This is a genomic window from Nocardia sp. NPDC004068 (assembly GCF_042874315.1).
GTDB lineage: Bacteria > Actinomycetota > Actinomycetes > Mycobacteriales > Mycobacteriaceae > Nocardia.
On the sequence record NZ_JBIAMW010000001.1, the window covers coordinates 1 to 23775 of the forward strand.

Consider the following 23775-nt stretch of genomic DNA (forward strand, 5'->3'; position numbering starts at 1 on the left):
CTGGGCCGGTTGACTCCGATCGAATTCGAAACCATCATGTCCCCAGCAGCCCGACAGGCTGCCTAACCACTGTCACCCAAACGTGCAGCAGCCCCCTTCGAGTCGGTGGTTGAGGCGTGGGTCGCGGACGAGGTCCCATTGCGAGCAGATCGCGCCGTGATAGGGATCCCAGGATCCGATGACGAGGCGTTGGATTCGGGCCAGGACGAGTGCGCCTGCGGCCATGACGCCGGGTTCGAGGGTGGTGACGACGGTGCAGCCGTCGAGTCGCCAGCCGCCGAGGGTCTGGCTGGCTTGGCGGAGTGCGGTGAGTTCGGCGAAGGCGGTGGGGTCGCCTGTGGCGGGTCGGTCGTGGTAGCCCTCGCCGAGGAGGTGTCCGTCGATGTCGTAGACGAGGGCGCCGACGGGTGGGTCGTCGCTGGGAGGGGTGTGGGTGCGGGAGAGTTCGATGGCTCGCCGCATCCAGGGCTCGTAGTGGTGGTTCGGCGCTCGTCGCTGCACCGGCCTTATTGTTCGGGGCTCGGGTGGGAGCGTCAAAATCCGGTGGCGCGAAGTGGTTGCGTACGCTTATACAGGTCGTGTGGGCAGGTAAGCGGGTGGAGAGGGTTCGACAGTGACGGAAGTGCGGGGTTCGGTGCGTCCTTTGGCGGGCGTGGTGGCCGGTGCGGTATCGCGGGCGATGGATGCCGCGTTGCCTGCCGAGGTTGCGGGAGCCGATCCGCTGGTGCGTCGTTCCGAGCATGCCGATTTCCAGTCGAATGTTGCTCTGTCGCTTGCCAAACGGCTCAAGAGGGCACCGCGTGAGGTCGCGGGTGTGATCACCGAGCAGTTGCGCGACGAGGTGATCGCCGCGACCGAACTGTCGGGGCCGGGGTTCGTGAATATCACGGTGACCGATTCGTCGATCTGGTCGCAGTTGGCGGTGCGGACTACCGCGGACCGGTTGGGGGTGGGGACGCCGCTTGCGGGTGAGCGGGTGGTGATCGACTATTCGTCGCCGAACATCGCCAAGCAGATGCACGTCGGGCATTTGCGGACCACGATCATCGGGGATGCGCTGGCGCGGGTGTTGTCGTTCCTCGGGGCGCAGGTGATCCGTCAAAATCATCTGGGGGACTGGGGAACTCAGTTCGGGATGCTGATCCAGTACATCGATGAGCATCCGGACGCGAAGTGGCATCACGGCGATCTCGCTGGCGGCGCGGACGCTCCGATCGTCGCGTTGGATCGGTTGTATCGGCAGGCGCGGGAGAAGTTCGATTCCGATGCCGGGTTCGCCGACCGGGCGCGGTCGCGGGTGGTCGCGTTGCAGGCGGGCGACCCGGACACGTTGCAGGTGTGGACGGATCTGGTCGCGGAATCACAGCTTTCGTTCCAAGCCTTGTACGACCGGTTGGGGGTGCTGCTCACCCCGGAGGATTCGGCGGGGGAGTCCACCTACAACGAGTACCTCGACGAGGTGACCGACGAGCTGGTCCGCGCGGGGATCGCGGTGGAGAGCAACGGCGCGTTGTGTGTGTTCTTCGAGGAATTCACCGGCCCGGACGGTCAGCCGGTGCCGTTGATCGTGCGCAAGAGCGACGGCGGATACGGTTACGCCGCAACCGATTTGGCGACCCTGCGGTATCGGGTCCGCAAGCTGGGCGCGACGAAGATCCTGTACGTGGTCGACGCGCGCCAGGCGCAGCATTTCCAGATGGTGTTCGCCACCGCGCGGCGCGCGGGCTGGCTGACCGATGACGTGCAGGCCGTGCATGTCCCGTTCGGTACGGTGCTGGGCCCGGACGGCAAGCCGTTCAAAACCCGCTCGGGGTCGACGATCCCGCTGTCGGAGCTGCTGGATTCCGCGGTGAACCGGGCGCAGGAGATCGTGGCGGAGAAGGCACCCGACCTGGATCAGGAGACCCTGGATCAGGTGGTCGAGGCCGCGGGGATCGGATCGGTGAAATACGCGGACCTGTCGGGATCGCGGATCAAGGACTACGTCTTCGACGTCGACCGGATGGTGAACTTCACCGGCAACACCGGGGTGTACCTGCAATACGCCCACGCCCGGATCCGGTCGATCCTGCGCAACGTCCCGCCCGCCGAGGCATCCCCCGTGGTGGACACCACGCTGGTGTTGGAGCCCGCGGAGCGGGCGTTGGTGTTGCAGCTCGACGAGTTCGGCAAGGCCGTCACCGATGTCGCCGACAGCCTCGAGCCGCACCGCCTCGCCGGATACCTGTACACCCTCGCCCACACCTTCACCTCCTTCTACGAGGCATGCCCCGTGCTGAAAGCCGACGATCCGAGGGTGCGCGGCAACCGAATCGCGGTGTGCGCCTTGACCGGTGACACGTTGGCGAAGGGCCTGGAACTGCTGGGTATCGCTGCACCCGAGCGCATTTGATCCCGGAGGTTATTCGCCTGCGCCGATAGCATTGTCCTGCTACGGTTTTCGAGCATGGGCACTCCGATCCCGTTATCGGACGGCGCGTCCGCTCAGCTGGCTCGGCTCGCGGTTGCGGTCGAGGCTCATCGCGGCGAGCTGGCGGCGGCGCTGTGGGAGGTGGAAACCCAGGCCACCACCCGCACGGAGCTGGAATGGCTGACGGCGGGGTTGAATCCCGGCCGTCGAGCCGCTTGGCTGGCGCAGCGGCGTGGGATCGGGACCGTGTTCGCCGCGACACCGGCCACGCTGCCGCTGTATTCGACGCTGCTGTTCGCGCTCGCTCCGACGTTGGCGGGCAATCGCGTTGTCGTCCGGCCCGCCACCGCCTCTCGACGCTGTGTCGCGTTGCTGATCGAGCTGGCGGCCGAGGCCGGGCTGGCGGTGGAACTGGCCGACGAGCCGTGGCATCGGTTCGCCGCGACCGCTGCCGACAACGCTGACGGCATGGTCTACTGCGGCAGTACCGACCACGCCGCCGAGCTGGATCACATTCTGCCGGAACGGGTTCGGTTGATCTGCCAAGGGCCCGGTGTGTGTGCCGCCGTCGTCCCCGACACCGCCGATCTCGCCGTCGCCGCGGAGTCGGTGATCGAGACCAGGATCTTCAACAACGGCCAGGACTGTTTGGCCACCGAACGCGTCTATGTGCACCGCGCTGTGCGCGACGAGTTCGCTGCCACTCTGATCACCGCCGCCGACCGGATCCGGATCGGCGCGAACACCGATCCGGCAACTCGGATCGGGCCACCGCTCGTCCCCGGCTTCGTCGAAAAGTGGGCTTCCGACCTGTCCAGCCACGGCGCCGTGCTGCGGGTACCGGAGCGGGAGGGCTCAGTGTACGGGGTGGCGATCGTTGAGGCCGCCGCGGATGCGCCGATCGTGGTGCAGGAGAAGTACTGTCCGGTCCTGCCGTTGGTCACCTATCGCGACGAGAATGAGCTGGGACAGATGCTCGCCCTGGGTGAGTATGCGTTGGGGCTGACCGTGTTCGGGGCCCGGTTGCCGGTGTTCGGGACGCTGGATTTCTGTCATGTCGCGGTTGGGGGCAGCTTGTACGAGCATGAAGACGCCTGGTCGGCGTTCGGCGGGCATCGCCGCACGACCCTCGTTCGCGGGCCCGGGGTGCGGCGCACCGGGCCGGTCCTGGTTCCCTACGCACTGAGCGACCCGCTATGAGACCGCGGCGCGTGCACACCCTCGTCCGCGACCATCCGAGCCTGAACCCGTACCTGCGCCAGCTACCGCTGCGGGCAGATCTGCCGGTCTACTGGCACGCGGGCGAGACGCTGGTGCAATACACAGGAAGCGGTGTGGCGCAACGGGTTCACGTCCCGACCACAGCGTTGCTGGAATGGGCGACGCGACACGAGCCACAGGAGTTGTGGGAACCGTGGCGCACGCACCTGCGTGGTCAGCGGGTGCTCATCGAGCACACCAGCGTGAATCCTGTCCATCCGCTGCATCTGGGTTCTTTGCGGGGCACGGTGATCGGGTCCACGCTGGCCGAGTTGTTTCGCAGTGGCGGTGCCGACGTGCAGACCCGCTACCTCGTCAACGACCTCGGCCGCCAGCTGCACATCCTCCAACGCGCTGCGGCCGTTGCCCGGTGGGACCGCGTCCCGGCCGGGCGTCGATACGACGACGTCATCGGCGTGCTGTACGCCTTCGCCAACATGGCGCTCGCCGACCGCGCCCACGACCTGGATCGCCTGTGTGCCGCGCATCCCTGGCTGTCCGACATGGTCGACCTGCACCGGCCGCTCCCTCCTGCGGCACCCGCTCCGCAACTGGTGGAGGCGATGGTCGCCGCCGCTGTCGCCGACATGGGCTTGCTCGGCGCGAAAGTCGACCGCTTCGAACGCGAATCGGAGCTCGCCGTCGAACCCGAAGCCCTCATCGCTCACCTCAGTGAGCGGTGCGACGTGGTTCGTATCAACGGCACCACCTGCGTGCGCCTGCCCGGCGGGCTGGTGCCCGCCCAGCGCGCCGACGGCAGCCTGCTGTACTTCGCCCGCGACATCGCCAACACCCGACATCGCCACCCACGCGTCTGGTCGGCGATGCTTCACGTCATCGGCGCCGAGCAAACGCTGCTGCAAACCGCTTTGCGGCAGGCCCTGCCCGATGCCCCTCTCGAACACGTCGCATTCGGGCACGTCAGCGTCGACGGGCGACGGTTCTCCGCCCGCCAGAACCGCCTCATCGCCCTCAGCGATCTCGTCCGCGAGGGTGGGCGCCACCGCGTTCACGAACTTGCCCTCGCCCTGGCCTTGCACCGCCGCACCCGCCCCCTCGACATCGCACACCTGGACACCGTGCGCCCGCTCCGGACCGTCCACACCGCCCTCCGCGCTGAGCCGAGCTCTGGCCGCCCGGATCGTAAGGCGTTGCGTCGCTTGCTCATCGCCGTGCTGGGCACACCTGCCGTCCTCGTCCGCGACGTCGAGCGTCGTACCATCCATGGCACCGCCCGGCATCTCACACTGCTGTCCCAGCACCACCTCGCGGCCACCCGTGCGGGAGCGCTGCCCGACGTAGCGCACGAATGGTCCCACCGAACCCGGACCCGACTCGCCGCCCTGCTCGGCATCTCGCCCTCACCCACCGACGATCTGTCGAACCGGCCGTTCCGAAGGAAAGACGAACAGTCATGAATGAGCCGTTCAACATCGGCTACGCCGACGCCCATGTCTACGAAGACATGCTGCCCCCGCACTACTACCAGGGCCGCGAAGACGTCGACCTCATCCGAGACCACCTCCGCGACATCTATCGAGAACCTCACCAGCACAAGCGGCTTCGCGTCCTCGACCTGGGATGCGGCCCTGGCCGCGTCACCACGGCCCTCGCGCCCTACGCCCGCACCCTCCTGGGCACCGACAAGAGCGCGGGCATGATCGCCCAGTTCCGCGTCCACTTCCCCGACGCGCATGCCGAGCACGCCGACACCGAAACCGTCGTGCACCAACTCGCCGACCAACGCCGACGGTTCGATCTCATCGGCTCGTTCTGGTCGATGAGCTACCCCCTGCTCGAATGCTTCGAAACCACCACTGCCGACGGCGTGACAACCACCCACACCCTCGACACCGGCACCCGCCGCGCACACACCCTCCTCACCCGGCTCCTCGACCTGCTCGCCCCTGACGGCCGACTCGTCATGCTGTTCTTCGACGCCACCACCGCCGAACAACGCCTCGTCACCCGACTCTGGGAACGCGTCCACCCCTTCCCCGGCACCGGCCGCGACTTCACCTGGAACCTCCTGCTGCACCACCTCCAACACGCGGAAGCAGAGGGCCGAGGCCAACTCACCACCCGCCGCCTCCCCGGAGTCGCCGTCGCCGCGAACCGCGAAGCGGCACTCCAATGGTTCCGCATCGGGCACCTCAACAGCTACCCCGCCCTTGTCGACGAGCCTGACATCATCGATGAGATCACCAAATTCGTCCGGTCCCACCAACATCGCGACGGCCGCGTCCTGATCCCCAGCGGCGTCCACCTCATCGACTTCCACACCTCCACCGACCGCTCCGATCATCTGCCCGACGAACTGCGATGAACTCCTCCACCCAGAACCCGGTGCTGCTAGCCGCCGCGACCGCCGCAGTCGAGGACGCATTCGCCGCCCTCCCCGTCTTCTCGTGCCTCACTGGCAGCACCGCCGCTGGCACCGACACCCCTGACAGCGATATCGACCTGCTGGTCGTACTCCCCGACGACCTCCCCCTCGACGAGGCCGTCCGACGACGAGAAGCCTTCACCCGTAACTACATTCACTTCCACGCCATCTTCGGCCGCCCTCCGGACTTGCACTGGCCAGCAGAGGTCTGCTACGCCAGCGACCTCGACGCCGCCATCAACGGTGCCGCGTTCGACCTGACGTCCGAACCCCTACTCCACCTCTGTCCGCCCGAGGATCCGTACCGCTACTGGGTCAGCATGTGCGCCACCGGCATTGGCCTCACCGGGCGGAACGAATACCTCGAATACCGCGCACGGTGTGTCGCGACAGTTCACAGCCACATTGGATTCAACCGACTCGCCGCCGCCGCAACCGGGCCACTCCCCGTGTGCACAGCCGAGGCTCCGGAGCGGAGCGAATGGAATATCGCCGCAGCCCAGATAGATCGAAGCGTTCTTCCTCCAGGCGTACACCAAGATTGGGACTATCGTGCCTGGCGTCAGCGGCTAAGACCGCCACGACAGCCACCTCCGCTCGATCAGTGGGTGGAGCGCTGGCGCGCCGCTGCGAGACAAGCGGAAGCAGCCGTCGGCACTCGTGGTGAAGGTCGCCTCGCTGAGGTTGCGTGGGTGACCGGACGCTCCGATACGACCGGAGGGGTGATGGGGCCGTCGTCAGCCCAGCTGAAGCCGCATCGACGGATCACGAGTGGGCACGAAACCCAATGCCGCATAAAGAGGTTCCCCGAACCGAGAAGCATGCAAATCCACAACCCGAATCTCCCGCCGCCGAAACCACTCCAACAGCGCCACCATGCAGGCCCGTGAATACCCCCGCCGCCGCCACGCCGCATCGGTCGCCACATTGAACACATAACCCTTTGTGCCGCTGGGATTATGCGGCGAAGGCAGCAGCTCCTCCACGACCCCGATCGCACACGCCGCCAGCCCACCCGGCCGATCGACCACGAACGCCACCATGCTCCCCGCGGGATCGGCCAACTCCTTGCGCAACCGCTCGGCCGCGGCCGAGCGCCAGTCGACCGGCCCGTCGGTCGGATCATGCAGCGCCGCGAGCATCACCGCCCGCAACCGCACCAGTTCGGCCACATCCGCGACCACCGCCTGCCGAGCCATCACCATGGCCGGGACCTTAGTGACTCGGATTCGGTTCGGGCGAGGGGTTTTCGGCACGGATGGGAAGCAGAGCCGCCAGACCAGCGGCCAAGACCACCAAGATCCCCACGATCCCCGCACGATCGGCGTCGAACACCCACACAAAAAACCCGAACAACGCGGGCGAGAGGAACGACACCGCCCGCCCCGTGGTCGTGTATAGCCCGAACAGCTGCCCCTCCCGCCCCGGCGGGGCCAACCGAGTCAGAAACGACCGAGCAGCCGACTGCGCAGGCCCCACGAACACCGTCAGCATCAGCCCGAAGACCCAGAACATAACCGGCCCGGACACGAACAACAGCGCCACACCACAAACCAACATCGCAACGAGCGAGAACACGATCACCCGCTTCGGCCCACCACTGTCATCGAACCGACCAGCCACGATCGCCCCAAGCGCCGCAACAACATTCGCCGCCACCCCGAACAACAGCACATCCGAATCCGCGATGCCATACACCCGCACGGCCAGCACCGCCCCGAACGTGAACACCCCAGCCAACCCATCCCGAAACACCGCACTGGCGACCACGAACCCCACCGTCCGCCGATCGGTCCCCCACAACTCCCGCAAATCCCGCCACAACACCCGATACGACCCGAACAACCCAGCGGACGCCGCCCCGGGATCGGCATCGGTGCGCGGCAGCTCAGGCACCGCGAGCAGCACCGGAACAGCGAACATCGCGAACCACACCGCGGTGAACAAAGCGACCAGCCGGATATTCAACCCGCCCTCGGTCGAGACCGACAGCAGCCCGCGATGATCCCCGTCCCCGACGATGAACCCGAAGTAGCAGACCAGCAGCAGAATGATCCCCCCGAAATAGCCCATGGCCCAACCGAATCCGGACACTCGGCCGACCGTCGCGGGCGTGGATACCTGCCGCAGCATCGCGTTGTAGGGCACATTCGCCAACTCGAACGTCGTGGACGCGAAGGCCAGCAGCACCAACCCCACCCACAGATAGCGATAATCGTCCCGCACGAAGAACATCAACAACATGGCCAGCACCGTCAGCCCGGTCAGAACACCAAGGGACCGTTTGCGTTTCGCGCTGGCGTCGAACCGCTGTCCGCTGACCGGCGCGGTCAGCGCGACCAGCAGCCCGGCGATCCCCAACGCCCACCCCAGCCACGCGCTCGCCGAAATCCCGCCGGGCACATCGTCACCCACCTTCTCGGTGAGATACACCGAGAACACGAACGTGAGGATCACCGCGTTGAACGCCGAGGAACCCCAGTCCCACAGCGACCACGCCAGCACCTGCCCGCGCCCGGTCGCCTGTCCCACCACGGCGGAAGCGTGCGTTTCGGTCATGTCGCAGCCTAACCCGCCCTACCACGACCCGGTCAGCATCGCGAGCAACAGCGCCGCCACCAACGCCAGCCCGCACCCGGCCGCCACACTCCGACCGACCGCACGCCCCCCACGCTGCCGCGTGACCACCACCCCCGCCACGGCTCCGAGCACCGCGAGCACCGGCCCCACCCCGACAACCAGGTAGAACACCGCCGCCAGCCCGGCGTTCACGGCCTCACCCCCGCCGCGCGCATAGCCCCCGAACGGGATCGGGAACCGAAACACGCTCGCCACCAACGCCGCCGCGAAGGGCGTCACCAGCACCGCCGCCAGCGCGCCCCACACCGCCGCCGCCCACAACGCGACCGCCCCGGCCCCCGTATTCCGTTCCCACGCCGATCGCCTCACACGATGCACGGTACTGCCGCCCCGGGCGCGACGCCCAGCGCCGGGCGTCGCATTCCATGAGGCCGACCCTGCCGCGCCCGGTTTCGTCGAGCCTCCGTGACGCGAACGATCTGGACCGCGACACTCGGACCGCACGACGCTCAAGGCCGACCGGCATGCACCGCCCACGACGTCCACCGCCCGGCCCCGGCATGCTCGACCCGTACATCGACGAACCCAGCCGCCCGGCACAACTCGGCGTAACTCTCGGCCTGTTCGCGAGTCCACCCATGCCTGGTCGGCCCCTCGGACCCCGCGGGCACATCTCGCTCGACGGTCAGCAATCGCCCACCCGTCACGAGAACCCGCCGAATCTCGGCCAGCCCCCCGGCAACCTCCGGCCAGTGATGAACGGTCGCCACCGCCCACACGACCGTGGCCGAAGCGTCGGGCAGGGGAAGGTCCTCGGCCGTGCCGGGCACCCAACGGACCGAAGGATTCCGAACGAACAGCCGCGCCAACCGGAGCATCAACGGCGCCGGATCCACCCCGACCACATCGGCCGCCCGTCGTGCGGCCAGCCCCGCCGCACCGCCCGACCCACACCCGACGTCCACCACATGATCGTCAGGCCCCACCCCCGCGAGATCGACCACCATCCGATCCCGCCGGCGCCCGGCGACCCGCATGAGCACCCCGAACGCGAGACCCAACGGCCCGCCGAACCCACCCTGTCCCGCATGGTGATTCACCGCAATCGTCATGACCCACACCTTGCCGGTTCAAGCCGGATTGAGGTCAAATGCCGACATGGACCTCATCCCCATCGGGCGCGCCGCCGCCGCGCTCGGCATGGCCCCCTCGGCGCTGCGCTACTACGACGAGCGCGGCCTGGTCACCCCGGCCGCCCGAGCCGGCGGCAAACGCATGTACGACGCCGAACAACTCCGCCGCCTGGCCTTCATCAAACTCGCCCAGAGCCTCGGCCTCCCGCTCGACACCGCGGGCGCGGTCCTCGACGCCCCGGGCCCCGAATGGCGTGAACTCATCCATCGCCAGATCGCCGAGCTCGACGAGGTCATCGCTCAGGCGCGAACGGCCCAGCACTTCCTCTCGCACGCCCTGAAATGCCCCGCCGAACACCCGGCCCGCGAATGCCCCACCATGCTCGCCGGACTCGACCAGCTCATCGCGGGCACCCCGGTGGCCGAACTCCTCTCCGCGCCACGGTGATTCGGGCGATAGAATGACGGCGTGACGTCCGGGCGGAGCCCGGTGCTCGCGCGCCCCACGGCGAAGGGAATCGGGGCGGCGCGGGTGCCGCCGTTCGACTCACCTCGAGGAACGAGAGGGGGTGAGCCACATGGCAGAAGCCCTGATCCGAGCCGGAGACGAGATCGACGCCGTCGTGCAGCTCGTCAAGCCGTTCGGGCTGCTGGTCCGCACCGGCACCGGCGTGCCGGGCCTGGTCCGCGGCGCGAGCGCCGAGACCGGCGCGACGATCCGCGTCCGCGTGCTCGAATTCGACAGCGACGCAGTACGTTTCAGCGCCGCGCTCGCCGGATGATCGGCGGCGGCCCGGTCGGTGTCCGCACCGGCCGGGCCGTTGTCAATGCCGCCGCAGCCCCGCGATCAACAGTTCCACCAGCCGCCGCGCGTCGTAGGGATGATTCGGCCCCGCCCCCGCACACAGACCGCCGATGCCGCGCATGAGTTCGTGCGCGTCCTGCCCGCGGTGAATCTCACCGGAATCGGCAGCGGCCGTGAGCAATTCGGTGCAGACCGGAACCAAGCGGGCCACGAAATAGTCGTGCAGCGGGTCGTAACAGGGATCGTCGGATTGCAGCACCGTCGCCAACCCCTGCTTGGTGGTCACGAAATCGACGAACAGATCGATCCAATTCCGCAGCGCCGCATACGGACTCGGCTCGGCGGCCAGCAGCGCGGGACCGGTCTCCGCCAGCGATTCGACCTGATGCCGATACACCGCCACGATCAGATCCGCCCGCGTCGGGAAGTGCCGATAGATCGTCGCCGTCCCCACCCCCGCCTCGGCCGCGATATCCCGGATCGGCGCCTCCACCCCCGACCGCACGAACACCGCCGCCGCCGCGTCGAGCAGCGCCTCCTGGTTCCGTCGGGCGTCGGCCCGCCGGGGCCGCGTCGCCGCCGTGTCGCTCTCGGCCACCGCACCCTCCCATTGCTAAACGGGACACTGTCCCGTATCTTTCGAAGCGGGACAACGTCCCGTTTCATTCATCATCCCACGAGGGAGCATCATGTCGACATATCTGCTGGTCCACGGCGCGTGGCATACCGGCGAATGCTGGGATCGGGTGGTCGCGCGCCTCACCGCCGCCGGACATCGGGTGCTGGCCCCGACCCTCACCGGCTACGGCGCGACCCGGCATCTGCTCACTCCCGAGGTCGGCCTCGACACCCACACCGACGACATCGCCCGGCTCCTCACCGCCGAGGACCTGACCGAGGTGATCCTCGTGGGCCACAGCTACGCCGGGCTCGTGATCTCCGCGGTCGCCAACCGCCTGCCCGAGCGGATCGCCCACCTCGTCTACCTCGACGCCATGGTCCCCGAGGACGGCGAGACCGCCGCCGACGTCCTGCCCGTGACCAAGGCCATGATCGATCTCGCCCTCGCCTCCGAGAGCGGCTGGCGCGTGCCCCCGCCGCCCGAAATGCCCGCCCCCCACGGCCTTTTCGGCGTCACCGACCCCGACGACATCGCCTGGCTGCGCACCATGATGTCGGACCAGTCCGTGCGCTGCCTGCAACAGCCGGTCCGCCTGGACAACCCGGCCGTGAACCTGTTGCCGCGCACCCATATTCACTGCACGATCACACCCCCAGGTCTCGAGCGCCGCCCGGTGCCGGATCAGCCGCCCGCCCGCGTGCGCGAACTGCCCACCGGCCACGACTGCATGATCACCATGCCCGCCGAACTCACCGAACTCCTGCTCGAGGCCGCCTGACTACCGATTCACCGCGGGCGCCACCCCGCCCGGGAACGCGGCCCGCGCGGCATGCGAATACTCCGCCTGCACCTTGTAATACCGGTCGCTCGGCCCATAGGCGACATACGCCGTGAACCCGTGCGGCCCGTCGCCGGGGAAGGGGGCCTCGGCGACGAAGCGGGCCAGCACCGGATGCAGATCGGTGGGGAAGGTGTCGCGGGTGCGGCGGACCGGGAAGCAGATCCGGCGCATGTGCGGGGAGTCCCAGCCGAAGGTGCGGTACACGTTGTAGGCGCCGCCGAACACGCGGGTCTCCGCCTCGGTCGGGATGACGAAACCCAGTTCGGCCGTGATCGCGGACATGCCCGCGGCGCCGATGGTTCCGGGCTCGAGCACCTGCGAGTACAGATTCACCGTCTCGGCCGCGAAGTCCACCGACAGGATCCCGATCCTGCCGCCGTAGCGGGTGAGATGTCCGACGTGGGCGCGCGCGGAGTCGGGCACGTGCGCGAACGCCAGGGTCCGCTCCACCTCGAGCACCTCGGGAAAGAACAGCCACACCTTCCGCACCCCGCCGCCCAGCGCGACGTCCACGGCCGCGCGCGCCTCGGGCACGGCCGCGATCACCTCGTCGAGCAGCGCCTCGGGCGGCCGACCGGAGAACGACACCAGCCCCGACCGCCGCAGCGTCGCGACCAGTTCGGCGGGCGTGCCCGGATACTGCACGCGCGCATCGACTTCCCGCACGCCGACCGGATGGGTGGTCGTGCGCACCCCGACGATCCCGCTCCACGCGCCCCCGAACGCGTCGAGGGCCGCCTCCACGATCGCCGGTTCGTAGCGGCAGTCCACCGCCTCGGCGTAGCGCCGCAGATCCCGGCGTAGTCGGTCGCGCGTGTCGATCGTCAACGTATCCATGATCTCTTCCCCGATACAGAGTCGCCCGCGGCGCAAGGCCGTGCCCAGGATAGCGGGGGCCCGCTCGGGCTGTTTCGACTTTCGCCCCGGGGTTATGGCACTCCTGTCGACGGGCGGATGCCGTACGGTGACCGTGGCCGGATCCCCGGCCGAACTCTCTGGGGTGATGGGTGATTAGCGATGGAGTGGTCTGATCTGCTGACCCGGATCGTGGCGTGGCTGCGGGCCGGATATCCGCAGGGTGTCCCCGAACAGGACTACCTGCCGCTGCTCGCCGTGCTCGGCCGCCGGTTGAGCGCCGCGGAGATCGAACAGGTCGTGCGCGAACTCGCCGACCAGGGCTCGCTGCCGCCCGACCGGGTCGACGCCGGGGTGGCGATCACCCGGTTCACCGACGAACTGCCGCGCGAGGCCGATCTCGAGCGGGTGCGCGAGCGGTTGCGGGCGGGCGGCTGGCCGGTCGAGGAGGGGTGGCAGACGCCCGTGGCGCCGGACGCCGATCCGGTCCCCGCGCCCGATGGTGTTGAATCGGGTATGCGCATCCAGTACCACGTCGAGTTGCGCCGCCTCGGCGAACTGTTGCGCGAAATGTGCTCGCGGGACAGGGCTTTGGTCGAAACCGCGACCGACGCGCTGGTGAACGCCGACGTCCAGCAGGCCGAGGCCGCCATCGATCTGGGCCGCGAGGTCGACGAGATGCAGGCCGAGGCCGAACGGGAGGCGTTGCGGCTGCTGGCATTACAGGCCCCCGTCGCCACCGAGCTGCGGCTGGTGGTGACCGCCATCCAGCTCACCGGCAATCTGCAACGGATGGCCGCGCTGGCCACCCACATCGCCACCGCCGCCCGTCGTCGTCATCCCGAACACGTTGTGCCCGAATCGATTCGGCCGCTGCTGTCGCGCATGGGCGCGGCCGCGGTCGGCATCGCCGACGCCGCCGCGGACGTGCTCGCGTCCGGCGATCCCGCCGCCGCGGCCGGACTCGACGAACTGGACGACACCATGGACCAGCTGCACCGGGAACTGCTGTCCACCATCCTCGACCCGGCCTGGACCCACGGCGTCACCGCCGCGGTCGACCTGTCGCTGCTCGGCCGCTACTACGAGCGGTTCGCCGACAACGCCGTGGAGGTCGGCCGCCGCACGATCTTCGTCGCCACCGGCGAGACCGCCGACCGGTGGGCCGGCCGCGAACCGGCGGAAAAGGATTGAGACGGCTCGCTCCGTAGTAATGTCCGGACACATGTCCACACCATGTACCGGACCGGTCCTCGCGATGTGGCGGGCATTGTCGCGCCGCGACTGGGACGCCGTGCGGACCCACCTGTCCGAGGACTGCATCTACCTCGACATGCCCGTGGGCCCGACCGCCGCCGCCCGCGGCCCCGACGACATCGTCAAGCGCCTGAAGATCGGCCTGGCCCCGCTGGCCTCCTACGAGAACTTCGACGGCCTGATCCTCGACAACGGCGCCGACGTCATGTACGAGCACCACGAGGAATGGCATTGGGCCACCGGCGAATCCGCCGTCCTGCGCTTCGTGTCGGTGCACCGCGTCGAGGACGGCAAGATCACGCTCTGGAAGGACTACTGGGACATGGGGGCGCTCACCAACCACGCCCCCGCGACCTGGATGGCCGATTTCGCGAACGCCGACATGTCCTGGATCTTCGACGCCACCGGCCTGGTGTGAGGCGTCAGCTCTCCTCGGTCGGTAGCTCGAAGCCCGGCGGGACGAGCGCCGCCCGCCGTGCCGAAAGACGTTCGCGCTCAGCGGGATCCATGGTCGCGAACGCCTCCGCGCGCCGCCGCGCCAGGGCCGCGAACTCCTCCTCGCTCAGCGTGGCGGCGTAGTCGCGGCGGCGGCGCACGAGGCGGACGAACTCCTCCGGGGTCAGGGGCTGGGTCATGGCGAGGGTCTCCTCGGTCAGTCGCAGGAATTCCGAGATCGACGGTTCGACCGCGCGGTCGAGGCCGCCGAGCACGCCGAGCAGGCGGCGGCGCAGGACGAGGGCGCGGGCGATGCGCTCGTCGACCACCTCCAGCTGTTCGCGGATGAGGTCGCGGGGATCGTGGTCGGCGTCGGCGCGCAGGAGGTCCGCGATCTCGCCGAGCCCGAAGCCGAAGTCGCGCAGGGCCACGATGCGATGCAGCCGCCGCACGTCGTCTTCGGTGTAGCAGCGGTGCCCGCCGGGCGTCCGCGACGACGGGGTCAACAGGCCCAGCCGGTCGTAGTGGTGCAGCGCGCGCACCGTCACGCCCGTCTCCCGGGCCAGCTCCCCGATCCGCCACTCTCGTTCGGTCACGGTGCCGTCCTTTCGGTGTGCGGTTCCCACGCTAGGACCTGACGTGGCGTCGGGTTCAAGGGCTGGTTATGTTTTTCGCTGTGCGAAAGATCCTGCGGCCGTTGTGCGTGGCGGTCGGCCTGTGCGCGACCCTTCCCGCGACGGCGCTGGCCGGACCCGTGCCCACCCTGTCGTCGGGCGTGCTCACCTACACCGTCGACGTCAACGAACCCGACGGCAATCCGGACCTGAAGGTGTTCTACTCCGAGGGCCTCAGCGCCGCCGCGGTGCTGCCCAAGGGGTTGGCCGACGCGGCGACCGCACTGCCGGGGCTGCGGGCCGCGAACGTCATCGCGGACAAGGACGGCCACGTGATCTGGCGCTACGAACCGCCCGCGGGTGAGGACGTGAGCAACTTCCGCACCCAGACCTATCAGGGTCGCCGGGTGCTGACGTGGTGGCAGGGCAGCACGGCGGTCGGTCACGGTTCCGGCGCGGACTACATCGCCGACGAGGACCACAACATCATCGCGAAGGTCACCCCGGGCGAGGGCTACACCTCCGACGTGCACGAGTTCCGGCTCACCCCCGACGGCCGCGCGCTGATCACCTCCTACCGCGAGGTGCCCGCCGACCTGACCTCGATCGGCGGCCCGGCCCAGGGCACCGTGCTCGACACCGTCGCCTCCGTCGTCGACGTGGCCACCGGGACCGTGCTGTTCCGCTGGAGCGCCCTCGATCACGTGCCGCTGAGCGACACCCGCGTGCCGAAGCCGCAGTCGGGGTCGGTGCCCGATCCGTATCACATGAACTCGATCGCGCTGGATCCGCAAGGAAACCTGGTGATCTCGCTGCGTGACACCTCCACGGTCTACGACGTCGATATCCACACCGGCGACATCCGCTGGCGGCTCGGCGGCGCGCACTCCACCTTCGACCTCGGGCCCGGGGTCGAATTCGCCTACCAGCACGACGCCGAATTCGACGATCCGACCACGCTGCGGCTGTTCAACAACAACTCCGCGGAGCCGACCAGCTCACTCGGCCCGTCGAGCGTCCGCTGGATCCACCTCGACTTCGACACGCGCCGAGCCACTCTGGTGCGCGACCAGACCCATCCGGCCGGGTTGACCGCCTTCGCCATGGGCAACGCCCAGGAGCTGCCGAACGGGGCCACCTGCGTCGGGTGGGGGATGGCCGCGCACATCTCGGAATTCTCCGCCTCCGGCGACCTGCTCTACGACGCCCGTCTGCCCTCGGGCACCTACCGCGCCTATCTGGACGCCTGGCCCTGACCGAGGTGCTCGCCGAAGAAGGCCAGGATCCGCCGCCAGGCGTCCTCGGCCTCCGGTCGCGAATATTGAAGTCCCGCAACGCGTTCCACCACGCGCAGCGGCGCGGGGGCGCGCCAGTCGTTCATGAAGCTGTGGCCGACGTTCGGGTACTCCTCGACATCGTGGGGCACCTCCCCGAGGGCCGCTTCCAGTCGGTCCGCCGCGCCGCGCAGCCCGCGGTCCTTGCCGCCGTAACTGGCCACCACCGGGCACGAATGGCGCAGCGTCGCAAGGTCTTTCGGCAGGAATCCGTAGTTCGGTGCGGCGGCGTCGAACGTTCCGGTCGGGGCGAGCAGCAGGCAGAACCCGCCGCCCATGCAGAAGCCGACCACGCCGACCTTCCCGGTGCACCGGTCGTCGGCGGCGAGATACGTTCCGGCCGCGCGCAGATCGTCCACGGCCGGGCCCTGATTCGCCGACAGCGTGCGCATGGTCTCCACGACACAGCGAATTCGGTTGCCGCGCCGGAACAACGCGGGCGTCAGCGTGAGATACCCGGCGCCCGCGAAGCGATCGGTGATGCGCCGGATGTCGTCGGTCATGCCGAACGCGTCGTGCACGACGACCACGCCCGGCCACGGGCCGGTACCGTCCGGGACCGCCAGATAGCCCGGCACCGAACCGCTGGGAGCGGGGTAGCTGATCTCCGGCATATCGCTCAAACCTCCTGTGGCGGAACGATTGTCGCGAAATCCACGTCGGCGGAGTCGGCGGCGACCGCGCCCGCGACCACCTCGAGCCGCCGCGCGTCCACCGCCGTGCAGCCGATCTTGGCCAGGCTCGCGAACCGGTACTCGCTCCCGGCCTCGCGCATCGCCCCCGCGAGATCCTCCTCGGTCTCGTAGATGGTGATCGAGAAGACCGTGCCGTCGGTCGGGTCGACGAAGAAGTAGATCTGCCGCGCCCCCGGATCGGCCATGGCGTGCGGCACGATCTCGTGTTGCAGGAACGGCACCGTCGTGGCCATGGTCTCGGGATCGACGGGACACACGGCCTTCATCATGCGGGCGTACAGCTTTTTCGTCACGGAGACCTCCTGGGTGGTGACGATCGGACACCGACGGTCCCAGTGTGCCGGGAATCGTTGTGGCGCGAGCGCATTCGAACCGGCCGCCCTGGTTTGCCCGGTTCGTTGTAGTGAGCGCACATCCCAACCGGCCGCCCTGGTTTGCCCGATTCGTTGTAGTGGGCGCGCATCCGAACCGGCCGCCCTGCTCTGCCCGATTCGTTGTACTGTGCGGACACTGACGTCGAGCGAAACACGGGTAGGGGCAATGTCGAAGATCGTCGTGTTCGGAGCCACCGGCTACACCGGCCGCCTCACCGCCGAGGCCCTGATCGCCCGGGGCGCGACCCCGGTGCTCGCGGGCCGCCACGCCACCGCGGTGGAGAAGCTGGCCGCCGACCTCGGCGGCGCGGACACCGCGGTCGCGGACGTCACCGACCCCGCGTCGGTGCGCGCCCTGCTGAGCCGGGGCGATGTCCTGGTGACGACGGTCGGGCCGTTCCTGCGCCACGGCGAACCCGCCCTCGCGGCGGCGCTCGCGGCCGGGGCGCACTACTTCGACTCCACCGGCGAGGGCCCGTTCATCCGCGGCGTCTTCGAGCGCGACGCCCCCGCGCGGGAGGTCGGGATCGGGCTGCTGACCGCGTTCGGATTCGATTACGTCCCAGGCAATCTCGCCGCCGGGCTGGTGCTGCGCGAGGCGCCCGAGGCGGTGGGCGTGGAGATCGGCTACTTCATGGCCAGCCCCGGCACCAGCGGCGGCACCCGCGCCTCGATGGCCGGAATGCTGTTCGAACAGGGCTTCGCGCATCGCGGCGGCGAACTCGTCACCGAGCGGACGGGAGCGCGGGTGCGCGCCTTCGACGTCGCGGGCCGGACGGGGAGGGGGCTGTCGGTGCCGGGTTCGGAGCACCTCGCCCTCACCCGGGCCTACCCGCAATTGCGCGATGTGGGCGTGTACCTGGGCCTCACCGGTCCGGTGGCGCGCGGCCTGCAAGCCACCTCGCTGCTCGCGGGCGCGATCACGGCCGTGGGCCCCGCACGCCGGGCGACCCAGGGCCTGCTGACCCGAATCGTCAAGGGCTCCACCGGCGGTCCCGACGCGGCGGCCCGCGCCCGCACCCGCAGCTGGGTCGTCGCCGAGGCCGTCGACGCCGCGGGCCGCACCCTCGCGTCGGTGACGCTGAAGGGCGGCGACCCCTACGAGTTCACCGCCGCCATGCTCGCCTGGGGCGCGCACACCGCGCTGGACGGCGGCCTGCGCGGCGTGGGCGCGCTCGGACCGGTCGACGGATTCGGGCTCGACGCGCTCACCGCGGCCGCCGCCGACGCGGGTTTCGCCCGCTGATCAGCGGTAGCGCTCCAGCAACTTCCGTTTGACCAGCTTCCCGGTCGGGGTGCGCGGCAGGTCGTCGACGAAGTCGATGCCGCGCGGCACCTTGTAGTGGGCGATGCGCTCGCGCAGGAACGCGCGCAACTCGTCGGCGAGTTCGGGGGACGGGTCGACGCCCGCGGCGGGCTGGATCACCGCCCGCACCGACTCGCCCATCTCCGCGTCCGGAACGCCGATGACCGCGGCGTCGAACACCTTGGGGTGCAACGCCAAAGCGTCCTCGATCTCCTGCGGGTAGATGTTCACCCCGCCGGAGATGATCATGAACGCCTTGCGGTCGGTGAGGAACAGGAACCCCTCGTCGTCCACATAGCCGACATCGCCGGTGGTCGACCACGTCGGATGCGCCGGATGCACGGCCTCGGCCGTCTTGGCCGGATCGTTGTGGTACGCGAAGGGCACCTCGTCGCGCTCGAAGTAGATCGTGCCGATCTCCCCGACCGGCAGCTCCGCGCCGTCCTCGCCGCACACGTGGATCACCCCGAGCGCTGCCCGGCCGACCGTACCGGGCTTGCGCAGCCACTCGGCGCTGTCGACGAAGGTGATGCCGATGCCCTCGGTGGCCGAGTAGTACTCGTGCAGCACCTGCCCCCACCACTCGATCATGGCCCGCTTCACCTCGGCCGGGCAGGGCGCGGCCGCGTGCACGGCCACCCGCAGGCTCGACAGGTCGTATTTCGCGCGCACCTCCGCGGGCAGTTTGAGCATGCGCACGAACATGGTCGGCACCCACTGGCTGTGCGTCACTCGATGCCGTTCGATGGCCGCCAGCGCCGCCTCCGCGTCGAACCGGTCCATGAGCACCACGGTCCCGCCGTGCGCCTGCACCGCGCCGCAGAACCGCAGCGGCGCCGCGTGATAGATGGGCGCGGGGGACAGGTACACCGTGTCCTCGCCGAAGCCGTACATGGGACCGAACACCGACGCCACCGTCTCGCCCGGCTCGTGCACCTGCCGATCCTGCAACGGCGGCTTGATCCCCTTGGGACGCCCCGTGGTTCCCGAGGAGTACAGCATGTCCCTGCCCGCCGGCTGCGACGGCAGCGGTTCGGGCGAGGACGCGGCGAGCGCGTCCTCATAGGAGGCGTAACCCTCCACCGCCCCGCGATACGACAGCCGCAGCTCCACCCCCGGCGTCTCCGGCACGATCTTCGCCGCCACCTCACCCAGCCGCGCCGACACCACGAGAGCCCTTGCGCCGCAATCGTTCACGATGTAGGCGATCTCCGCGGCGGACAGATGCCGATTCACCGCGGTGAAGTACAGCCCCGAACGCATTGCGGCCCAATAGACTTCGAACGTCCGCGGATCGTTGGCGGTCAGCAGCGCGACATGATCCCCCCGCCGCAACCCCGCCCCGTGCAGATACCGCGCCAGCCGCGCCGACCCCTCCTCCAACTCGCCGTAACTCAACCCCGCCGACCCGTCCGCGAGCAGCACCGCGGCCTTGTCCGGAAACCGCGCGGCATGCACCCCTGGATACATACGAACTCCTGACCGTCGAACCTGACCGCAATGTAGCTTGAACCGATCCCGCTGTAACCCCGTTCGCTATGTACCAACGAGCGGTCGTCCCGGCCGCCTGGGTCAGGGGCCGGTCGTCCGGCCGCCGGAGTCCCGAGCGGTCGTCCGAGCCGCCGGGATCACGAGCGGTCGTCCCGGCCCCCGGAGCCACGAGCGGTCGTCCCGGCCGCGGGAGTCGGAGGACAGCGGGTGATGGCAGGACGGACGGGCGCGCCGTGGGAGGCGGGGGAACCGGACCCGGCCCGGGGGTTGCGGTTGGTGCCCGGCGACGGCTACCCGGACTGGGAGGCGGTGTATCGCGACAATGTGGGCTGGGTGTACGGCTTGATGTTCGGCAAGGTGGGCAATCGGGCCGACGCGGAGGACCTCACCGCCGAGGTGTTCACCACGGCCTTGAAACCGTTGCGGGTCAGCGCCGATGTGCGGGAGGTCCGCGCGTACCTGCGGGCCACCGCGCGCACCGTGCTCGCGGGCCACTGGCGCACGCGGATGGGCCGGGAGATCACCGTGATCGACGACGACTTCCCCGACACCGGACCCGAGCCGCCGCCGGACGGCCGGGCCGCCGAGCGGGCGCGGGCGGTGCTGGCGAATCTGCCCGACCGGTACCGTCGCATCCTGGAACTGCGTTTCCTGCAAGGTCTGTCGGTGCGCGACGCCGCGAACAGCTTGGGTGTGAGCGTGGCGAATGCGAAGGTGTTGCAACACCGCGCCTTACGCATGGCCGCGGGTTCGGACGAGGGAGGTGCGCGATGAGCGAACGCGACACGCGGCGGTTCGTCGAGGATCTGCTCGCCGGGCGCCGCCCCCGCCCGGGACGGCCGGACGAGGCCGAGGCCCGGGAGATGCGCACGGCCATCGAACTGCGGGCCGCCCGGCTCGGCAGCGACGCCCCCAGCGAGGAGTTCCTCGCCGACCTGCACCGGCGGCTGGCCGCCGAGATCGACGACGCCGAGCCGTCGCCGGGCAGACCGCGCCGGCAGTTGCTCATCGGCACCTCGGTGGCGGCGGCCGCCGCCGCGGTCGGGGCCGTGGTCGATCACGCCGTCACCGCGCCGAAAACGCCCGTGCCCCAAGCGGATCTGGAACCGAACGCGGGGGTGTGGCGGCCGGTCGCCGCCAGCGCCGACGTGCCCGAGGGCGCCACGGTCGCCTTCGATCTGGGCGTGGTGAGCGGATTCGTGCGGCGCGCCAACGGAATTCCGGCCGCGGTGACCGGCGTGTGCACCCATCAGGGCTGCAAGCTGTGGCTCGACGGCCCCGCGGATCGGCTGCGCTGCCCGTGCCATTCCACCTCGTTCGCGGTGGACGGCCGGGTGCTCACCCATCAGCTGCCGATCGCGCCCGCGCCGCTGCCCCGCATGCGCGTGCGCGAAAACGACGGCGCCATCGAGGTTTTCGCGCCGACCGAACCCGCGTGAGGTGTAACCCGTCCTCCTATCTGTAGGTGAGCCACGCGTCGAGGGACGCGGCACCGGAACGGAGGCCGGACGATATGAGCAGAATTCCTCACGGGCGGCGAGCGGCGATCGCCCTCGCCCTGGCGGTCGCGGGGGTGACGAGCGCGTGCGGCGGCAACGCCGCGCCCACCGCCGCCCCCACACCCGTATTCCCTTCGGGCGCCGACACTCCCGGCATGACGGCGGGCGGCGCCGCCCCGGGCATGTCGGGGATGCCGGGCATGCCGGGAATGCGTCCGCCGTCGGGCGCCCCCGCCGCGCCCGCCGGGCCCAACGCGGTCACCATCGACAACTTCGCCTTCGCCCCCGCGACCCTGACCGTCCCGGTCGGCACGACCGTCACCTGGACCAATCGCGACGAGGAACCGCACACCGTGGTGGCCACCGACGGCAGCTTCCACTCCCCGGGAATGGGTGCGGGCGCGACGTATTCGTTCACCTTCACCAAACCGGGCACGGTGGCCTACGTGTGCTCGATCCATCCGTTCATGAAGGCGACAGTGCAGGTGACGCCGTGACCGAACCCGGAATGACCCGTCGCCAGCTCATCCGGCACAGCGCCTGGTTCGGGGCCGCGGTCGGCCTGTCCGTGGTCGGGGGCGAGATCATCTCCCAGGTGGCCGGTGGCGCGTCCGCCACCCCGGCCGCCGACCGGCCGACGCTGCGGTTCGCGCAGATCAGCGACAGCCACATCGGTTTCCAGGGCACCGCCAATCCCGATGTGACACAGACGTTCACGCAGGCGATCGACCAGGTCAACGCCCTCGGCTACACCCCCGATTTCGTCATCCACACCGGCGACCTGACCCATCTGGCCACACCGGAGCAGTTCGATCAGGTCAAGCAGATGATGACCGGGCTGAACACTCCGCACGTGTTCACCGTTCCGGGCGAACACGATTCGACCGACGACGCCGGGCAGCGGTATCGCTCGGTGTTCGGGGCGGGCACCCGCGGGGACGGGTGGTACAGCTTCGACATCGCCGGGGTGCACGTGATCGGCCTGGTCAACACGTTGAACCTGCGCACCCTCGGGCATCTGGGCCAGGATCAGCTGGACTTCGTGCGCAAGGACGTCGCCGGGCTCGGCAACGACACCCCGATCATCGTGTTCAGCCACATCCCGCTGTTCGCGATGTACCCGGACTGGGGGTGGGGCACCGACGACGCCGCCGAGGCGCTGAGTTATCTGCGCCGGTTCTCCTCGGTCACCTGCCTCAACGGCCATGTGCACCAACTGTTCACGAAGACCGAGGGCAACATCACCTTCCACAGCGGCACCACCACCGCCTACCCGCTGCCCCGCCCCGGCGACGGCCCCGCGCCCAAACCGGTGACGCTGCCCGCCGGAAAACTGCACGCCGCCTTGGGAATTCGCGAGGTCACCTTCAAACGCGGCGAGCAGCAGCTGGCCGTCAAGGATCAGGAGCTGTCATGACCGTCCGCTGGTTCGATGCGCTGTCGCGCGTGCTGGTCAGCGCGGGCCTGGTGATCACCGGGTACGTCCACGTCGACCTCTACGGGCACGGCTATCGCGTGATCCACGTCATCGGTCCCGGATTCCTGGTCCAGGCGGCCGTGTCGTTCGCGCTCGCCGCGCTGGTACTCGTGGGGCCGTGGACCCTGCGGGTCGCCGCCGCGCTGCTCGGGCTCGGCTCGGTGGCGGCCTTCGTCCTGTCCCGCACGACCGGGCTGTTCGGGTTCAGCGAGACCGGCTGGGAGCCCGTGCCCCAGGCCGCGCTCGCGCTGGCCGCCGAGGTGGTCGTGGTGCTGGCCTGTCTGGCCTCGCTCGCCGTCGAGGGGAGGTGGCGGGCTCGGGGAATATCGGACGGTGTGCGACCGGTTACGTCTTCCGGTGGGTAGACACCCTCGAGATTCCCAGGTCGATGATCGGATAGG

27 protein-coding genes and 1 pseudogene are annotated in these 23775 nt (G+C 69.4%); 17 read left to right on the plus strand and 11 right to left on the minus strand.

All coding sequences use genetic code 11. The annotated features are described in order from the left end of the window. Positions 1 to 72: 72 nt before the first annotated feature. Entirely contained in the window at positions 73 to 501 is a 429-nt protein-coding gene (locus ACFYTQ_RS00005; protein ID WP_387355641.1) for a nucleoside deaminase, read from the minus strand. A gap of 178 nt (positions 502 to 679) precedes the next feature. On the opposite strand from ACFYTQ_RS00005, the gene argS (ACFYTQ_RS00010) reads away from it, so the two are divergent. From argS (ACFYTQ_RS00010) to ACFYTQ_RS00030, 5 genes and pseudogenes are all read left to right on the plus strand, one after another. Beyond that, positions 680 to 2392 (plus strand): arginine--tRNA ligase, encoded by a 1713-nt coding sequence (argS, locus tag ACFYTQ_RS00010; RefSeq protein ID WP_387356936.1) that lies wholly within the window; start codon positions 680 to 682, stop codon positions 2390 to 2392. 54 nt (positions 2393 to 2446) lie between these two features. Further along, positions 2447 to 3610, plus strand: a complete 1164-nt coding sequence (locus ACFYTQ_RS00015; RefSeq protein ID WP_387355643.1) for an aldehyde dehydrogenase family protein — start codon at positions 2447 to 2449, stop codon at positions 3608 to 3610. After that, positions 3607 to 5088: an arginine--tRNA ligase gene (argS, locus tag ACFYTQ_RS00020; protein WP_387355645.1), complete on the plus strand. Its 1482-nt coding sequence runs from the start codon at positions 3607 to 3609 to the stop codon at positions 5086 to 5088. Before ACFYTQ_RS00015 ends, argS (ACFYTQ_RS00020) begins: the two co-directional genes overlap by 4 nt. Then, positions 5085 to 5996, plus strand: coding sequence for a methyltransferase domain-containing protein (locus ACFYTQ_RS00025; protein WP_387355646.1), 912 nt, complete (start codon positions 5085 to 5087; stop codon positions 5994 to 5996). The genes argS (ACFYTQ_RS00020) and ACFYTQ_RS00025 overlap by 4 nt, the downstream gene beginning before the upstream one ends. Beyond that, positions 5993 to 6184, plus strand: a pseudogene (locus ACFYTQ_RS00030) (nucleotidyltransferase domain-containing protein); the annotation flags it as partial. The gene ACFYTQ_RS00025 and the pseudogene ACFYTQ_RS00030, both read left to right, overlap by 4 nt. 609 nt (positions 6185 to 6793) lie before the next feature. Here ACFYTQ_RS00030 and ACFYTQ_RS00035 read toward each other — a convergent pair. From ACFYTQ_RS00035 to ACFYTQ_RS00050, 4 genes are all read right to left on the minus strand, one after another. Continuing rightward, complete coding sequence (locus ACFYTQ_RS00035) at positions 6794 to 7261, minus strand: GNAT family N-acetyltransferase (RefSeq protein WP_387355647.1); 468 nt, start codon at positions 7259 to 7261, stop codon at positions 6794 to 6796. Positions 7262 to 7271: 10 nt separating this feature from the next. Then, on the minus strand, positions 7272 to 8615 hold the full coding sequence (locus ACFYTQ_RS00040; protein ID WP_387355648.1) for an MFS transporter: 1344 nt from the start codon (positions 8613 to 8615) through the stop codon (positions 7272 to 7274). Between the two features lie 18 nt (positions 8616 to 8633). Next, a complete protein-coding gene (locus ACFYTQ_RS00045) occupies positions 8634 to 9005 on the minus strand; it encodes a hypothetical protein (RefSeq protein WP_387355649.1) in 372 nt (123 codons plus the stop codon). Positions 9006 to 9145: 140 nt separating this feature from the next. Then, a complete protein-coding gene (locus ACFYTQ_RS00050) occupies positions 9146 to 9748 on the minus strand; it encodes a class I SAM-dependent methyltransferase (protein WP_387355650.1) in 603 nt (200 codons plus the stop codon). 46 nt (positions 9749 to 9794) lie between these two features. Between ACFYTQ_RS00050 and ACFYTQ_RS00055 the strand changes: the two genes are divergently transcribed. Continuing rightward, positions 9795 to 10217, plus strand: a complete 423-nt coding sequence (locus ACFYTQ_RS00055) for a MerR family transcriptional regulator (protein ID WP_387355651.1) — start codon at positions 9795 to 9797, stop codon at positions 10215 to 10217. A 130-nt stretch (positions 10218 to 10347) separates the two neighbouring features. After that, positions 10348 to 10551 (plus strand): hypothetical protein, encoded by a 204-nt coding sequence (locus ACFYTQ_RS00060; RefSeq protein ID WP_387355652.1) that lies wholly within the window; start codon positions 10348 to 10350, stop codon positions 10549 to 10551. 42 nt (positions 10552 to 10593) lie between these two features. Here the strand turns inward: ACFYTQ_RS00060 and ACFYTQ_RS00065 are convergent, their stop codons facing one another. Beyond that, on the minus strand, positions 10594 to 11172 hold the full coding sequence (locus ACFYTQ_RS00065) for a TetR/AcrR family transcriptional regulator (protein WP_387355654.1): 579 nt from the start codon (positions 11170 to 11172) through the stop codon (positions 10594 to 10596). A 91-nt stretch (positions 11173 to 11263) separates the two neighbouring features. On the opposite strand from ACFYTQ_RS00065, the gene ACFYTQ_RS00070 reads away from it, so the two are divergent. Further along, a complete protein-coding gene (locus ACFYTQ_RS00070; protein ID WP_387355655.1) occupies positions 11264 to 11974 on the plus strand; it encodes an alpha/beta fold hydrolase in 711 nt (236 codons plus the stop codon). On the opposite strand, the gene ACFYTQ_RS00075 is transcribed toward ACFYTQ_RS00070, so the two are convergent. Then, positions 11975 to 12874, minus strand: a complete 900-nt coding sequence (locus tag ACFYTQ_RS00075; RefSeq protein WP_387355656.1) for an aromatic prenyltransferase — start codon at positions 12872 to 12874, stop codon at positions 11975 to 11977. A gap of 180 nt (positions 12875 to 13054) precedes the next feature. Between ACFYTQ_RS00075 and phoU the strand changes: the two genes are divergently transcribed. Together phoU and ACFYTQ_RS00085 are read left to right on the plus strand one after the other, a co-directional pair. Continuing rightward, positions 13055 to 14086 carry a phosphate signaling complex protein PhoU gene (gene phoU / locus ACFYTQ_RS00080; protein ID WP_387355658.1) on the plus strand — a complete coding sequence of 344 codons (1032 nt, stop codon included), beginning with the start codon at positions 13055 to 13057 and terminating at the stop codon, positions 14084 to 14086. A gap of 31 nt (positions 14087 to 14117) precedes the next feature. Continuing rightward, entirely contained in the window at positions 14118 to 14567 is a 450-nt protein-coding gene (locus ACFYTQ_RS00085) for a nuclear transport factor 2 family protein (RefSeq protein WP_387355659.1), read from the plus strand. Positions 14568 to 14571: 4 nt separating this feature from the next. On the opposite strand, the gene ACFYTQ_RS00090 is transcribed toward ACFYTQ_RS00085, so the two are convergent. Further along, on the minus strand, positions 14572 to 15180 hold the full coding sequence (locus tag ACFYTQ_RS00090) for a MerR family transcriptional regulator (RefSeq protein ID WP_387355661.1): 609 nt from the start codon (positions 15178 to 15180) through the stop codon (positions 14572 to 14574). 80 nt (positions 15181 to 15260) lie between these two features. Here ACFYTQ_RS00090 and ACFYTQ_RS00095 point away from each other — a divergent pair, with 80 nt between their 5' ends. Continuing rightward, positions 15261 to 16454 (plus strand): arylsulfotransferase family protein, encoded by a 1194-nt coding sequence (locus ACFYTQ_RS00095; protein ID WP_387355663.1) that lies wholly within the window; start codon positions 15261 to 15263, stop codon positions 16452 to 16454. Here ACFYTQ_RS00095 and ACFYTQ_RS00100 read toward each other — a convergent pair. Together ACFYTQ_RS00100 and ACFYTQ_RS00105 are read right to left on the minus strand one after the other, a co-directional pair. Next, positions 16433 to 17146: a dienelactone hydrolase family protein gene (locus ACFYTQ_RS00100; protein WP_387355664.1), complete on the minus strand. Its 714-nt coding sequence runs from the start codon at positions 17144 to 17146 to the stop codon at positions 16433 to 16435. The two genes, ACFYTQ_RS00095 and ACFYTQ_RS00100, sit on opposite strands and share 22 nt — an antisense overlap. 5 nt (positions 17147 to 17151) lie before the next feature. Continuing rightward, positions 17152 to 17520: a hypothetical protein gene (locus ACFYTQ_RS00105; RefSeq protein ID WP_387355666.1), complete on the minus strand. Its 369-nt coding sequence runs from the start codon at positions 17518 to 17520 to the stop codon at positions 17152 to 17154. Between the two features lie 247 nt (positions 17521 to 17767). Between ACFYTQ_RS00105 and ACFYTQ_RS00110 the strand changes: the two genes are divergently transcribed. After that, positions 17768 to 18847 carry a saccharopine dehydrogenase family protein gene (locus ACFYTQ_RS00110; RefSeq protein ID WP_387355668.1) on the plus strand — a complete coding sequence of 360 codons (1080 nt, stop codon included), beginning with the start codon at positions 17768 to 17770 and terminating at the stop codon, positions 18845 to 18847. On the opposite strand, the gene ACFYTQ_RS00115 is transcribed toward ACFYTQ_RS00110, so the two are convergent. After that, positions 18848 to 20377: an acyl-CoA synthetase gene (locus ACFYTQ_RS00115; protein WP_387355670.1), complete on the minus strand. Its 1530-nt coding sequence runs from the start codon at positions 20375 to 20377 to the stop codon at positions 18848 to 18850. 231 nt (positions 20378 to 20608) lie between these two features. Between ACFYTQ_RS00115 and ACFYTQ_RS00120 the strand changes: the two genes are divergently transcribed. The 5 genes from ACFYTQ_RS00120 to ACFYTQ_RS00140 all read left to right on the plus strand — a co-directional run bounded on the left by ACFYTQ_RS00120 (position 20609) and on the right by ACFYTQ_RS00140 (position 23739). Beyond that, positions 20609 to 21172, plus strand: a complete 564-nt coding sequence (locus ACFYTQ_RS00120; protein ID WP_387355672.1) for an RNA polymerase sigma factor — start codon at positions 20609 to 20611, stop codon at positions 21170 to 21172. Continuing rightward, entirely contained in the window at positions 21169 to 21837 is a 669-nt protein-coding gene (locus ACFYTQ_RS00125; protein ID WP_387355673.1) for a Rieske 2Fe-2S domain-containing protein, read from the plus strand. The genes ACFYTQ_RS00120 and ACFYTQ_RS00125 overlap by 4 nt, the downstream gene beginning before the upstream one ends. A gap of 74 nt (positions 21838 to 21911) precedes the next feature. Beyond that, positions 21912 to 22394, plus strand: coding sequence for a cupredoxin family copper-binding protein (locus ACFYTQ_RS00130; protein ID WP_387355675.1), 483 nt, complete (start codon positions 21912 to 21914; stop codon positions 22392 to 22394). An 11-nt stretch (positions 22395 to 22405) separates the two neighbouring features. Next, the gene (locus ACFYTQ_RS00135; RefSeq protein WP_387356938.1) at positions 22406 to 23314 is read left to right on the plus strand and encodes a metallophosphoesterase family protein; all 909 of its coding nucleotides are present in this window, start codon (positions 22406 to 22408) and stop codon (positions 23312 to 23314) included. Continuing rightward, positions 23311 to 23739 carry a hypothetical protein gene (locus ACFYTQ_RS00140; RefSeq protein WP_387355676.1) on the plus strand — a complete coding sequence of 143 codons (429 nt, stop codon included), beginning with the start codon at positions 23311 to 23313 and terminating at the stop codon, positions 23737 to 23739. The genes ACFYTQ_RS00135 and ACFYTQ_RS00140 overlap by 4 nt, the downstream gene beginning before the upstream one ends. The last annotated feature ends 36 nt before the right edge of the window (positions 23740 to 23775 follow it).